This is a genomic window from Methylobacterium sp. CCH5-D2 (assembly GCF_001556475.1).
Taxonomy (GTDB): Bacteria; Pseudomonadota; Alphaproteobacteria; order Rhizobiales; family Beijerinckiaceae; genus Methylobacterium; species Methylobacterium hispanicum.
The window spans coordinates 1-13,367 of sequence record NZ_LSIX01000080.1 but is presented as its reverse complement, the minus strand read 5'-3'; the positions used below and the strand labels follow the sequence as shown (position 1 = coordinate 13,367).

The window sequence follows — 13,367 nt, the reverse complement described above, 5'->3', positions numbered from 1 at the left end:
TGGTGATGAACGGCGACGCCCACATCTCCAATTTCGGCCTGTTTGGCACGCCGCAGCGCGACGTGGTGCTCGACCTCAACGATTTCGACGAGGTGACGGTCGGCCCCTGGGAATGGGACCTGAAACGGCTCGCGGCGAGCATCGAGGTCGCGACCCGTACCGACGAGGTACCCACCGACCATCGCCGCCGCGCGGTGATCGCGGCGGTGTCCGGCTACCAGCACACCATGACGGAGCTGGCGCCCCAGGGCTCCCTCGAGGTCTGGTACCAATCGACCCGCGCCGACCAGCTCGCGATCTCGGGGATCGACATCGACGCGGATTCCCAGGAGGTCGTGCGCAAGGCGGTCGCCAAGGCGCGCAAGCGCCACAACCGCAGCCTGCTCGACAGCGTGGCCGAGCGCCGCATCGACGGCGCGTGGCGCCTGCGGGACGACCCGCCGATCCTCACCCCCGTGCCGGACGGGGTGCGCGAGGCTGTGATCACGGGCCTGGAGCACTACGCCGAGACCCTGCCGCGGGAGCGCCGGTTCATGCTGAGCCGCTATCACGTGGTGGACGTCGCCCACCGAGTGGTCGGCGTCGGCAGCGTGGGCACGCGGGCCTATCTCGCGCTGCTCTGCGGCAACTCGGACCAGGACGTGCTCTTCCTGCAGGTCAAGGAGGCGGTGCGCCCCGCCCACGCGCCCTACCTGCCCGGCATGCCGGAGCCCTACGCCAGCCACGAGGGCGAGCGGGTGATCTACGGCCAGCGGCTGCTTCAAGCGGTCGGCGACCCGCTGCTCGGCTGGACCACGATCGAGGGCCGGCCGTTCTACGTGCGCCAGATGAAGAACATGAAGGGCGAGATCCCGGTGGCCTGCCTTCGGGGGCAGCCGCTCCTCACCTTCTCCTGGGCCTACGGCGCGCTGCTCGCCCGGGCGCATGCCCGCACCGGGGACGCCGCCGCGATCTGCGGCTATTGCGGGCACGACGGCAACACCGACCTGCGCGAGGCCATCGCGGACTGGGCGCAGGCCTACGGCGACCGCAACGCCGCCGATCACGAGCTGTTTCGCGCCGCGATCGCGAGCGGACGGCTCGAGGCCGCGGAGGATCCGCATCTCTGAGGCGGCACGCCGGGCGGGCCCGATCGTTCCCTAGGGACGCAAGCCCCGTCCTCGTGCCGATCCTGTCCTCGGGCGGCTTATGCACAGCCGCGTGGTTATCCCCGGGATTCACAAACCGTCCGCCATCCGCCACGGTGCCGGCATGATCCCCACGCCGCCCGCCGGCCCGTGAGCGCGTCCCGTCCGCTTCGCTCCCACCAGCGCGCCCTCCAGGCGCTCGTCGCGGCCATCGCCCGCGGCGAGGCCACGGGCGTGAGCGATATCCTGGCCGCGGTGACGCCGGGCGGTGGCAAGTCGCTGCTGCCGGTGATCGCCGCCGCCGAGCTGATCGCGGCCGGCCGGATCGACCGCGTCGTCTGGGTGGTGCCGCGCGATTCGCTGCGCCTCCAGGCGGAGGAGGCCTTCGCCGACCCGGCGTGGCGTGCGAGCCTCGGCCACGCCGTCAGCGTGCGCGCCGCCGACAACGAGCCGGATCCCGCCCGGGGCCTCGGCGGCTACGTCACCACCTACCAGGCGGTCGCCGCGGCACCGGCCCTGCACCTCGCCGAGGCACGGGCGCACCGCACCCTGCTCGTGGTGGACGAGGTCCATCACCTGCCGGTGCCGAGCGCCGCCCGCGGTGGGGGCGGGGAGACCTCCGACGAGGAGGCCGAGGCCGGCGCCTGGAGCCGGGCGATGCTGCCGCTGATGCGGGCCGCGTCGATGCGGCTCTTCCTCTCGGGCACCCTGGAGCGGGCGGACGGGCGCCGCATCCTCGGGCTGCCCTACCGCCCGGCGAGCCCGGGCCGCGCCCCGGAGGTCGACACGGAGGCGCCGGGCCTCGCGGTGATCGGCTACTCGCGGGTGCAGGCGCTGGCGGAGCGCGCGGTGCTGCCGGTCAATTTCGGCGCGCTCGACGGTGAGGCGAGCTGGCTGGAGGCGGGCCAGGAGGCGGGCGCGGCACCGCGGGTGGGTCCGCACCGGCTCGGCGGAGGCGTGCGCGTCACCACGCGGCCGGCCCTGTTCACGGCGCTCCGCACGGGCTTCGCCCGCGACCTCCTCGGGGAGGCCTTCCACGCCACCCGCCGCATCCGGGCGCGGCGGCGCACCGAGCGTGGGCTGGGACCGGCCGAGCCGGCGCTCGGTCTCGGCAAGCTGCTCGTCGTCGCCCCCGACCAGGCGAGCGCCCGGCGCTACCAGGCGATGATCCAGGGCTGGATGCCCGGGTCCCAGGCCGAGCGGGACGTGCGCATCGCCACCTCCTCGGCCCAGGACGCGCACGCGGCGCTCGCCGCCTTCCGGCTGCTGCCGGAACCCGCTATCCTCGTCACCGTGGCGATGGCCTACGAGGGCCTCGACGCGCCCGAGGTCGCGGTGGTGGCGGCCCTTACCCATATCCGCTCGCGCCCCTGGCTGGAGCAGATGCTGGCCCGTGCGACGCGCGTCGATCCGAATGCCGGGCCCTACGACGGCCAGCAGGCGCTGGTCTTCCACCCCGACGACCCGCTCTTCGCGAAGTTCCGCGCGGAACTGGAGACCGAGCAGGGCAGCGCGCCGCGCCCGCCCGAGAAGCCGCGCCTTACCGCCGTGACGCCCGAGCCGGTGCGCTGGCGGGACGAGACGCCCCGGGGCATCACGCCGCTGGAGAGCAACGCGCTCGGGATCCGCTACGCCATGCTGCGCCCGCGCACCCCGGCGCCCGATGCGCCCGCCCGGGAGCCGCCGCCGGCGCGGGAGGGCGTGCCTTCCCTGACGGAACGCTCCCTGCGTCAGCGCCTCGCCGCGCAGGTGGCGGCCCAGGCCGTCGAGGACGAGGCGGCGTGGCAGGCGCCGCGCGGCGGCAACCTCGCCCACAGGTACAACGCGGTGCTCAAGCGCGTGACCGGCAAGGACCGCGCCTCGATGACCCTGGCGGAGCTGGAGGCGGCGCTCGCCTGGCTGGAGCGCAACCGCCTCTCCGACCACGCCCACCTGCTCGACGGGGATGCCCGCTACGCCTGGTCCGCCCGCCAGCGCCGCAGGAGCTGGGCGCCGGCTGGGCGCCGGGCGGAGGGCTGAGGCGGACCGCCTCACTCGGCCAGGAAGCGTCGGATCCAGCCGCCCAGGCGCGCGCTGTCGTGCGGGGCATCGAGGCTGGCGAGGGCCCGCTCGACCAGGGCCGGATCCGCGACCGCGGCGCGGTGATCGCGGGTGAGGGCGCGGGCGTAGTCCGGGCCGAACTCCGGATGGCACTGACAGGAGAGGGCCGCGCGGTCGGCGTATCCCAGCACGCCGTAGGGCGTGAAGGCGCTGGCGGCCAGCACGCGCGCGCCCGGCGGCGCCACGACGACCTGATCCTGATGGCTCACCGGCACGGCGATCCGGCTCGCCGCGTCCATGAAGGGGGCGCGCGCGACGACCTCGTAGGCGTGCAGGCCTAGCCCCCAGCCGCGGGACGACTTCCGGGCCCGGCCGCCGAAGGCCTCGGCCATGATCTGATGGCCGAAGCAGATCCCGACGAGTTTCCGCTCCGGCGGCAGTGCCCGCAGGAAGGCGACGAGGTCCGCGATCCAGGGAAGCGGATCGTAGACGCCGGCGGCCGAGCCGGTGATCAGGAAGGCTTCGTAGCGGTCAGGCTCGGGCCAGGCGCCAGCGCGCACGTCGAAGGTTGCGCACGCGTGTTCGGGCCCGAGCAGGTCGGCCGACATCGCCGCGTAGGAGGGGAAGCCGGAGAGCCTGTCGGGTGGCCGTCCGGTCTCGATGATGGCGATGCGCAAGCGTGCTTCGTCCGTCGCGACCCCGTCGGAGAACCCGGCGGTCCCAGGGCGTTAGGCCGCGCTGGCCCTTGCGCGCAAGCGGCGTGCCGGTCTCGGGCGGATGTCCATCGGGTTGCCGCGCCAGACCACGGCGTTGCGCATCCAGGCGCGCGCCCAGAGCAGCGGGATCATCGCGTCGCGCACGAGGAAGCAGACGAGGAGGCGCGGTGAGCGCTGCCAGCCGGCGCGGGCCGCCAGCGCGTACTCGGCGCCGTAGAAGATCGCGGCGAGCGCGCCGATCCCGGCCCAGGCCTGCGCGGTGCCCGCGAGGCAGCCGGCGAGGAGGAACGGTGCCAGCACCCCGCTCGCGATCTCCGGCGCGAAGAAGAGCGGGAAGGTCACTCGCCGCAGACGCGCCCAGCGCAGCTGGCGCGACCAGACCTCCCGGCGTCGGCGCGGGCCGAGCGGCTGCTCGAACGGGGCCGGCACGAGGTGGACCCGGCGCCCGGCCGCCCGGACCAGCTTCGTCGCGGCCGCGTCCTCGGCGATCTCCGCGGCGAGCGCGCGGATCCCGCCGTGGCGCTCCAGGAAGGGCCGGTGCCAGAGCATGCTCTTGCCCTGCGCGAAGCCGAGCCCCAGCGCCTCGCCCGTATACTGCCAGCGCGCCTGGAGCGTGTTGAGGAAGGCGCACTCGACCTCGGCCCAGAGATTGCCAGGCCGTGCCCCGATCGGCGTCGAGCAGACGAGGCCGGTGTCGGGCCGCCACGCCGCCTGCATCTGCTGGAGGTAGTCGGGCGGCATCAGCACGTTGGAATCGGCCAGCACGATCCAGTCGTGGCGCGCCGCCTCCCAGCCCCGCACGCAATTGTTGAGCTTCGGGTTGTCGCTGACGCGCTCGTCGCCGATCACCACCCGGGCCGGCACCGCGGGGTGCGCGTCGATGAGGCGATGGACGAGCGGCAGGACCGGATCGCCCGCGTCGGCCACGCAGAAGACGACCTCGTAGGCGGGATAGTCGAGGCGGAGGCCGCGGGTCAGCGTCTCCTCGCTGAAGGTCTCCACGCCGCAGACCGGGCGCACCAGCGAGACCGGGGCGCCGGCCGGGAAGGCGGAGGGCCCGCGCAGCCGGCCGATACGCCGGGCGGCGATGCCGAAGCTCGCGAGGTTGACCAGGGTGAGCAGGCTGCAGAACGCCAGGGCCAGCGCGGTTGCGTTCGCCTCGATCATGCGGCTGTGGTCCCCGTGCTGGCCGCGACCTGCCGCCGCGCCGTTGCGCAGCCCCCTAACAGTCGCGCCGTATCAGTCTTATGACGGGCACGTTCCCTGCGGTGCCGGACCCGGATGATCCCGCCGATCGTGTTCCACCCGGCCTACGAGGCCAGCCTGCCGGACGGCCACCGCTTCCCCATGCGGAAATACGGCCGTCTCGCGGAGGTGGTGGCCGAGCGGGGGCTGGCGCCGCTCGGCTTCGTGCAGCCGGAGCCCGCCTCGGCGGCGCTGCTCGCGCAGGCGCACGCGCCCGCCTACATCGATGCGGTGCTGGCGCACGCCGTGCCGCGCGCGGTCGAGCGGGCCATCGGCCTGCCGGCGGACGAGACGGTGGTCCGGCGCTCGCGCGCCTCGGTCGGCGGCACGCTGCTCGCCGCGCGCCTCGCGCTCGCCGAGGGGCTCGCCGGCAGCACGGCCGGCGGCAGCCACCATGCCCGGCGCGAGCAGGGGGCGGGCTTCTGCGTGTTCAACGACGTGGCGGTGGCGGCGCGCGCCCTCCGGCACGAGGGCGCGATCACCCGGGCGCTGGTGGTCGATCTCGACGTGCACCAGGGCGACGGCACCGCCGACTGCCTCGCCTACGCGCCGGACCTGTTCACCCTGTCGGTCCATTGCGAGCGGAACTACCCGACCCAGAAGATCCCGGGCGACCTCGACATCGGGCTGCCGGACGGGATGGAGGACGCGGCCTATCTCGAGGTGCTCGCCGGGCGCCTGCCCGCGCTCCTCGACGCGCTGCGGCCGGACCTCGTCTTCTACAACGCCGGCGTCGATCCGCACCGCGACGACCGGCTCGGTCGCCTCGCGCTGAGCGACGACGGGCTCTACGCCCGCGACCGCTACGTGGTGGGCCAGGCGCGGGCACGGGGCATCCCGCTCGTGGCGGTGATCGGCGGCGGCTACACCCACGACGTGGACGCCCTCGCCGCGCGCCACGCCCTCGTGTTCCAGGCTCTGGCCGCCGTGGCCGAGACGTGACGCGGCCGGAATGAATCGGGGACGGGGCCCGCGCTTAAACCTTTTGTGAAGCGTGCGGCGCACAATCGACCTGTCGCGCCGAGGCGGCGGCGCGCCGGTTCGACTGTTGAGTGGCGGCGATGCTCGGACGGATCTGGGACGGCATGAAGGTGACGCTCGCGCTGCTGGCGATGATCGCCGCGGCCCTGATCTCCGCCGACAAGCTCGATCACGGACGGCGGGATGCCGCCCGCCCAGGAGACGTCGCGCGGCAGGCGACGGAACCGGCGGTCACCGGCTCCGTCGGCAGGCGCTGAGGCGGCGCGCGCCTCAGTAGCTGTAATCGCGCCGGGGATAGCCGCGCTGCCCGTAGCCGGGATCGCGCACGCGGGAGCCGTAATCGACGTCGCGCCGCGCCTGACGTTTGGCGAGCGCACGGCCGGCGAGGCAGCCCGCGACCGCCCCGACCACGCCGCGCTCGGCGAGATAGTGTCCGGCCACGCCGCCGATGATGGCGCCCTTGATGCAGCCCTTGGCCTCCGCAGCGCCGACGCTCATGAGCGTCATGATCGCGATGGCCGACGCCCTGACGGCGATGCGCATGGTGTTCTCCCAGATGAAGTGCCCGGGAGAAACGGCGCTACCGCCGCCGCGTTCCTGAGGCGCGCGGCGCTCCCGCGGAATGGGAGTGCCGCGCCACCGCTCTAGCGCAGCGAGGCGCAGAAGCGCTGGATGCGGGTGCAGGCCTCCTCCAGCGCCGTGTTCGAGGTGGCGTAGGAGATGCGCAGGTTGGGCCCGAGGCCGAAGGCCGAGCCGTGCACCGCGGCCACGCCCTCGCTCTGCAGGAGCTCGGTGACGAAGTCCTGGTCGGTCTCGATGGTCTTGCCGCCCTCCGTGCGCTTGCCGATGAGTGCGGCGCAGGACGGGTAGACGTAGAAGGCGCCCTCCGGCATCGGACACTTGAGCCCCGAGGCCTGATTCAGCATCGAGACCACGAGGTCGCGCCGCTCCTGGAAGGCGGCGCGGAAGCGGGCGAGGTGCTCCTGGGTGCCGTCGAGCGCGGCAACCGCCGCCCATTGCGAGATCGTGGTGGCACCGGACGTCTGCTGGCCCTGGATGAAGTCCATCGCCTTGATCAGGTGCTCGGGGCCGGCCGCGTAGCCGATGCGCCAGCCGGTCATGGCGTAGGCCTTCGAGACGCCGTTCATGGTGAGCGTGCGCTCGTAGAGGCCGGGCTCGATCTGGGCGGGGGTGACGTATTCGAAATCGCCGTAGGTCAGGTGCTCGTACATGTCGTCGGTGAGCACCCAGACGTGGGGATGGCGCATCAGCACGTCGGTGATCGCCTTGAGCTCGTCGTGCGCGTAGGCCGCGCCTGAGGGGTTCGACGGCGAGTTGAGGATGATCCACTTGGTCTTGGGCGTGATCACCCGCTCCAGCTCCTCGGGCTGAAGCTTGAAGTCGTGCGCCATGTCGGTCTCGGCGAAGACCGGCGTGCCGCCGCACAGGGTCACGATCTCCGGGTAGGAGACCCAGTAGGGGCGGGGGATCACCACCTCGTCGCCGGGGTTCAGGGTGGCGAGCAGCGCGTTGTAGATCACGTGCTTGCCGCCGGTGCCCACGATGGTCTGGGCGGGCTTGTAGTCCAGGCCGTTCTCGCGCTTGAACTTGCGGGCGATGGCCTCGCGCAGCGGCACGATGCCGGAGACGGGCGGGTACTTGGTCTCGCCGCGCCGGATCGCCTCGATCGCCGCCTCCTTGATGTGGTCGGGCGTGTCGAAGTCGGGCTCGCCGACCGAGAGGCTGATCACGTCCATGCCGGAGGCTTTCAGCTCGCGCGCCTTCTGCGTCATCGCGATGGTCGCGGACGGCTTCACGCGGGAGAGGGCGTCGGCCAGAAAGCCCATGGGGATTTGCTCCGGGGTCTCGAAATCTTGCGGCGGCCGCGGGTCCGCGGCGGCGGGACCCTAGGGGCGGGGGCCTGAGCCGGCAAGATGCTGCCGGACGTGCGGAACACCACATGCCACGCGCAGCGAGCAGGGCTCCCGTGCCGCGGTTCCCCTCGCGATCGGGCAGGCGCGGCCTCATCTTGGAGCGATGCTGCCCCTCTCCGTCCTCGACCTCTCCTTCGTGAATGCCGGCGCCACGCCCGCCGACGCGCTGCAGGACAGCCTCGCGCTCGCCCGGCACGTGGATGGCCTGGGCTACCACCGCTACTGGCTCGCCGAGCACCACGCCCTCGCCTCGGTCGCGAGCCCCGCGCCCGAGATCATGATCGGGCAGATCGCGGCGGCGACGCGGTACCTTCGGGTCGGCTCCGGGGGCATCATGCTGCCGAACCACGCTCCCCTGATGGTGGCCGAGCGCTTCAAGCTGCTCGAAGCCCTGTTCCCGGGCCGCATCGATCTCGGTCTGGGGCGCGCGCCGGGCACGGACGGCATCACGGCGCGGGCGCTGCGTCGCCGGGAGGTGCCGTCCGAGGGCGACGACTTCCTCGACCGGCTGCAGGAACTCCTGCTCTGGGGCGGCGGCGGGTTCCCGCCCGGCCACCCGTTCGGGACGATCACGGTGATGCCCGCGGGCGTGCCGCTGCCGCCGGTCTTCCTGCTGGGGTCCTCCGACTACAGCGGGGCGCTCTCGGCCCGGATCGGCTGCGGCTTCGCCTTCGCGCAGCATTTCGGCAGCTCCGACGCGGCCGAGGTCCTGCGGGCCTATCGCCGACAGTTCCAGCCCTCGCGCCTGGGCGAGCGGCCGCACGCCATCCTGGCGCTCGCAGCGGTGTGCGCCGAGACCGACGCGGAGGCCGAGCGGCTCGCCATGAGCGCGCGGCTGGCGACCCTGCGCCGCGAGCGCGGCGCCTACGGCCCGATCCCGAGCCTCGCGGAGGCGGAGAACCATCCCTACACGGAATCCGATCGCCTGCGGATGGAGCGCGGGCGGGCGCGCCTGCATGTCGGCTCGCCCGAGACCTTGCGGGCGAAGCTCACGGCGCTCGCCGCGGAGGCGGAGGCCGACGAGATCATGATCGTGTCGAGCATCCACGATCAGGCGGCGCGGCGGCGCTCCTACATGCTGATCGCCGAGGCGTGGGGCTTGTCGGTCCGGCCCGACCCCGGCGACCGTTCGGGCTGATCGCCTACCAGCGGCAGACGCGGCGCGGCCCGTATGGCGTCGGGCGCAGGAAGCAGCGGCGGCCGTAGAAGCCGTGCGGCGGCCCGGCGAACGGGCGGCAGCGCCCGTAGGGCCCGCGCGCCCAGCCGGGGCCGCAGCCCTGCGCCACCGTCTCGATCGGAGCCTGATCCGCGAGGCCCGAGGCCGAGCCGATCCCGAGCGGCGCCGCCTGGGCGTTGGAGCCGGCGCCGAGGCCGCCAAGCGTCAGGGCGGCGGCAAGGCCGAGGAGAGTCCTTCTGGACATCTGCGTTGTCCTCCTGTGGTCCGATCGGCGCAATGTCGCGGAAAGCGACACCTTGACCGTGTGCCGATCTAGGACGCTCGCTCCCTGTCGGAAGATTGGCGGCAGATGACGTTTTCGACAGGTTCGGGGGACCGTTCGCCTGAACGGCCTCCGCGCCCGTCCTCGCTTGGCGAGCCGGGCGCGAAGGCGTGCCGCTCAACGGTGGCGACGGTGGCGGCTGTGCTTGCGCCGGCCGGGCAGGTCGGTGCGGTAGGCGCGCCGGCCAGGGTCGATCCCGAGGGCGCCGTTGACCGTGCCGACAGCGCCGCCGACGGCGCCGCCCACGACCCCGCCGACCGGGCCGCCGACGCGGTTGCCCTCGGCCGCGCCGCGGTTGACGCCGCCGACGAGGCCCTGGGCCTGGGCGATGCCGCCGAGGGCGAGGGTCGAGACCGCGAGCGTCGCGGCGACGAGGAAGTGCTTCATGGCGGTGTCCTCTCGTTGCTGGCGTGCTCCGTACCGGCCACCTGACCGCGCGGGAGCGCGCCTTCGTCAACGGTCAAGCTCGCCGTTGGTGGCAGCCGTGCGGGCGGGATTTCTGCGGAGCGATACCGATTTGCGAGCTCTGGCGCGGGCGGGCGCCCGCTGGTAGAAGCCGCCCCATGCGAGTAGGCGCAGTTCTCTTCCGCGGCCGTCCGGCGACGCGAATTACGGGCCCGGCCTCCGCCTGAGTGCCGCGGGAGACGCGGCATCGCGGATGCCGGGACGCGGGATCCCCCGCACCCCTGCCGGCGCTAGCGGCGCCGGAACCGCCGAGACATGAGCCGCACGGCCCGATCGCGGGCCCGACGCCTTCCCAGGACGACCGATGAGCGACGCGACCCCCGCCGACACCGCGGCCACCCGCGACTATTCCAAGACCCTGTTCCTGCCCCGCACCGACTTCCCGATGCGCGCCGGCCTGCCGACGCGCGAGCCGCTGCTCCTCGAGCGCTGGGAGACGACGGACCTCTACGGGCAGTTGCGCGCGCGCGGTCAGGGCCGGCCGAAATTCGTGCTGCACGACGGCCCGCCCTACGCCAACGGTAACATCCACATCGGCACGGCGCTCAACAAGATCCTGAAGGACGTCATCGTCCGCTCGATGGGCGCGCTCGGCTACGAGGCCAACTACGTGCCGGGCTGGGACTGCCACGGCCTGCCGATCGAGTGGAAGATCGAGGAGCAGTACCGCGCCAAGGGCCGCAACAAGGACGCGGTGCCGGTGATCGAGTTCCGCCAGGAATGCCGCGCCTTCGCGGCGCAGTGGCTCGACGTGCAGCGCGCGGAGTTCCAGCGCCTCGGCGTCACCGGCGATTGGGCGCACCCCTACGCCACCATGGCGTTCCCGGCGGAGGCCGCCATCGCCGACGAGCTGATGAAGTTCGCCGTCTCCGGCCAGCTCTACCGCGGCTCGAAGCCGGTGATGTGGTCGGTCGTCGAGAAGACAGCGCTCGCCGAGGCCGAGGTCGAGTACGAGGAGCACGTCAGCGACACGATCTTCGTGGCGTTCCCGATCCGCAAGGGCGGGGCGGGGGCGCTCGCCAGCGCGCGCGTGGTGATCTGGACCACCACCCCCTGGACGATCCCCGGCAACCGCGCCGTGGCCTACTCGAAGAAGGTCGCCTACGGCCTCTACCGGGTCACGGCGGCGCCCGAGGACAACTGGGCCAGGGCCGGGGAAACCTACATCCTGGCCGACCCGCTCGCGGCAGGCGTATTCAAGGCCGCGCGTGTCGAGGGCTTCGAGCGCGTCGCGGACGTGTCGCCCACGGAACTCGCCGGGCTCACCCTCGCGCACCCGCTGGCGGACCTCGGCTACGGGTTCGACGTCCCCGTCCTCGAAGGCGACCACGTCACCGACGAGTCGGGCACCGGCTTCGTCCACACCGCGCCGAGCCACGGCCGCGAGGATTTCGAGCTCTGGATGGCGAGCGGCCGCCTGCTTCGCCAGCGCGGCATCGACACGGCGATCCCCTACACGGTCGATGCCGACAGCGTGCTCACGGAGGCCGCGCCGGGCTTCACTGGGACGCGCGTGCTCACCGCCAAGGGCGAGAAGGGCGACGCCAACAAGGCCGTGATGGCGGCGCTGACCGAGGCCGGCGCGCTGATCGCCCGCGGCGTGCTGCGCCACCAGTACCCGCATTCCTGGCGCTCGAAGAAGCCAGTGATCTTCCGCAACACGCCGCAATGGTTCATCGCCATGGACCGGCCGGTGGACAGCCTCGGCAACCGGACCCTCCGGGAGGTCGCCCTGCAGGCCATCGACGACACCCAGTGGGTGCCGCCGCAGGGCAAGAACCGCATCACCGGCATGGTGGCCAACCGCCCGGACTGGGTGGTCTCGCGCCAGCGGGCCTGGGGCGTGCCGATCACGGTCTTCGTCCACCGCGAGACCGGCGAGGTCCTGCGCGACGCGCGCGTCAACGCCCGCATCGTCGAGGCCTTCCGACAGGAGGGTGCGGATGCGTGGTTCACCGACGCCGACGGCGCCCGCTTCCTGGCGCCCGAGCACGATCCGGCGGCCTACGAGCGGGTGACGGACGTGCTCGACGTCTGGTTCGATTCCGGCTCCACCCACGCCTTCGTGCTGGACGATCCCGAGGCCTTCCCGGGGCTCTCCGGCGTCACGCGCCGCCGCGACGGCGGCGAGGACCGGGTGATGTATCTCGAGGGCTCGGACCAGCATCGCGGCTGGTTCCAGTCCTCGCTGCTCGAATCCTCCGGCACCCGGGGGCGGGCGCCCTACGACATCGTCCTGACCCACGGCTTCGTGCTCGACGGCAAGGGCCTGAAGATGTCGAAGTCGAAGGGCAACGTCGTAGCCCCCCAGAGCGTGATCAAGGATTCGGGCGCCGACATCCTGCGCCTGTGGGTCGCGGCCTCCGACTACACCGATGACCTGCGCATCGGCCCTGAGATCATCAAGACCTTCGCGGAGACCTATCGGAAGCTGCGCAATTCGCTCCGCTGGATGCTGGGCTCGCTCGCCCACCGGGTCGAGGGGGACGACGTGCCGCTTTCCGAGATGCCCGAGCTGGAGCGGCTGATCCTGCATCGCCTCGCCGAGCTCGACGCCGAGATCCGCGAGGCCTACGCGGCCTTCGACACCAAGCGGGTGGTGGCGCTGCTCAACGGCTTCATGACCGGCGACCTCTCGTCCTTCTACTTCGACGTGCGCAAGGACGCGCTCTATTGCGACCCGCTCTCCTCGGTGCGCCGTCGGGCGTCCCTGCAGGTGATCGACGAGGCCTTCCGGCGGGCCGCGATCTGGCTCGCCCCGGTGCTCGCCTTCACGGCCGAGGAGGCGTGGCTCGACCGCTACCCCTCCGAGACCGGCTCGGTGCATCTCCAGACCCTGCCGCATACCCCGGCCGAGTGGCGCGATGACGTGCTCGCCGAGCGCTGGCAGAAGATCCGGCGGGTGCGCCGCGTGGTGACGGGCGCCCTCGAGATCGAGCGGGCGGCCAAGCGCATCGGCGCGAGCCTGGAGGCAGCCCCTCGCGTGTACGTCGCCGATCCGGATCTGCTGGCGGCGGTCGAGGGCGTCGATTTCGCCGACATCTGCATCACCTCGGATATCTCCGTCGTCGCCGGGGACGGGCCGGCCGAGGCCTTCCGCCTCGACGAGGTCCGGGGCGTCGCGGTCGAGCCGCGCCCGGCCGAGGGGCGCAAATGCGCCCGCTCCTGGCGGGTGACGCCCGAGGTCGGCCGGGACGCGGAGTATCGCGACGTCACCCCCCGCGACGCGCAGGCCCTGCGCGAGTGGGACGCCGCCCACCCGGAAGCGAGCGCGGCGTGATGGTCCTGCCATCCCCTGCGCGCGTCCTCCCTCCCCCCTCTGCGGGGGAGGGTACCCTGCGAAGCAGGGGGGGAGAGGGG

12 protein-coding genes are annotated in these 13,367 nt (G+C 73.0%); 6 read left to right on the top strand and 6 right to left on the bottom strand.

Annotation, left to right across the window (positions count from 1 at the left end; all coding sequences use genetic code 11):
- Positions 1-1,109 (top strand): DUF2252 domain-containing protein (locus tag AX737_RS01840; protein ID WP_066918539.1); only part of this gene is annotated, 1,109 nt, incomplete at its 5' end.
- A gap of 168 nt (positions 1,110-1,277) precedes the next feature.
- Entirely contained in the window at positions 1,278-3,146 is a 1,869-nt protein-coding gene (locus AX737_RS01835; RefSeq protein ID WP_066918537.1) for a DEAD/DEAH box helicase family protein, read from the top strand.
- 11 nt (positions 3,147-3,157) lie between these two features.
- On the opposite strand, the gene AX737_RS01830 is transcribed toward AX737_RS01835, so the two are convergent.
- Together AX737_RS01830 and AX737_RS01825 are read right to left on the bottom strand one after the other, a co-directional pair.
- Positions 3,158-3,844 carry a glutamine amidotransferase gene (locus AX737_RS01830; protein WP_066918536.1) on the bottom strand — a complete coding sequence of 229 codons (687 nt, stop codon included), beginning with the start codon at positions 3,842-3,844 and terminating at the stop codon, positions 3,158-3,160.
- Between the two features lie 51 nt (positions 3,845-3,895).
- On the bottom strand, positions 3,896-5,050 hold the full coding sequence (locus AX737_RS01825; RefSeq protein ID WP_066918534.1) for a ceramide glucosyltransferase: 1,155 nt from the start codon (positions 5,048-5,050) through the stop codon (positions 3,896-3,898).
- Between the two features lie 114 nt (positions 5,051-5,164).
- Here AX737_RS01825 and AX737_RS01820 point away from each other — a divergent pair, with 114 nt between their 5' ends.
- Positions 5,165-6,070 carry a histone deacetylase gene (locus AX737_RS01820; RefSeq protein WP_197430418.1) on the top strand — a complete coding sequence of 302 codons (906 nt, stop codon included), beginning with the start codon at positions 5,165-5,167 and terminating at the stop codon, positions 6,068-6,070.
- A gap of 110 nt (positions 6,071-6,180) precedes the next feature.
- Positions 6,181-6,366, top strand: coding sequence for a hypothetical protein (locus tag AX737_RS01815; RefSeq protein WP_066918532.1), 186 nt, complete (start codon positions 6,181-6,183; stop codon positions 6,364-6,366).
- Between the two features lie 13 nt (positions 6,367-6,379).
- Here AX737_RS01815 and AX737_RS01810 read toward each other — a convergent pair whose 3' ends face one another.
- A complete protein-coding gene (locus AX737_RS01810; protein WP_066918530.1) occupies positions 6,380-6,652 on the bottom strand; it encodes a hypothetical protein in 273 nt (90 codons plus the stop codon).
- A gap of 101 nt (positions 6,653-6,753) precedes the next feature.
- Complete coding sequence (locus AX737_RS01805; protein WP_066918528.1) at positions 6,754-7,956, bottom strand: pyridoxal phosphate-dependent aminotransferase; 1,203 nt, start codon at positions 7,954-7,956, stop codon at positions 6,754-6,756.
- 190 nt (positions 7,957-8,146) lie between these two features.
- Between AX737_RS01805 and AX737_RS01800 the strand changes: the two genes are divergently transcribed.
- Positions 8,147-9,181, top strand: coding sequence for an LLM class flavin-dependent oxidoreductase (locus AX737_RS01800; protein WP_066918527.1), 1,035 nt, complete (start codon positions 8,147-8,149; stop codon positions 9,179-9,181).
- A 4-nt stretch (positions 9,182-9,185) separates the two neighbouring features.
- On the opposite strand, the gene AX737_RS01795 is transcribed toward AX737_RS01800, so the two are convergent.
- Positions 9,186-9,464, bottom strand: a complete 279-nt coding sequence (locus tag AX737_RS01795; protein WP_066918525.1) for a hypothetical protein — start codon at positions 9,462-9,464, stop codon at positions 9,186-9,188.
- A 195-nt stretch (positions 9,465-9,659) separates the two neighbouring features.
- A complete protein-coding gene (locus tag AX737_RS01790; RefSeq protein WP_066918523.1) occupies positions 9,660-9,929 on the bottom strand; it encodes a hypothetical protein in 270 nt (89 codons plus the stop codon).
- Positions 9,930-10,311: 382 nt separating this feature from the next.
- Between AX737_RS01790 and ileS the strand changes: the two genes are divergently transcribed.
- A complete protein-coding gene (gene ileS, locus AX737_RS01785) occupies positions 10,312-13,287 on the top strand; it encodes an isoleucine--tRNA ligase (RefSeq protein ID WP_066918521.1) in 2,976 nt (991 codons plus the stop codon).
- Positions 13,288-13,367: the final 80 nt, after the last annotated feature.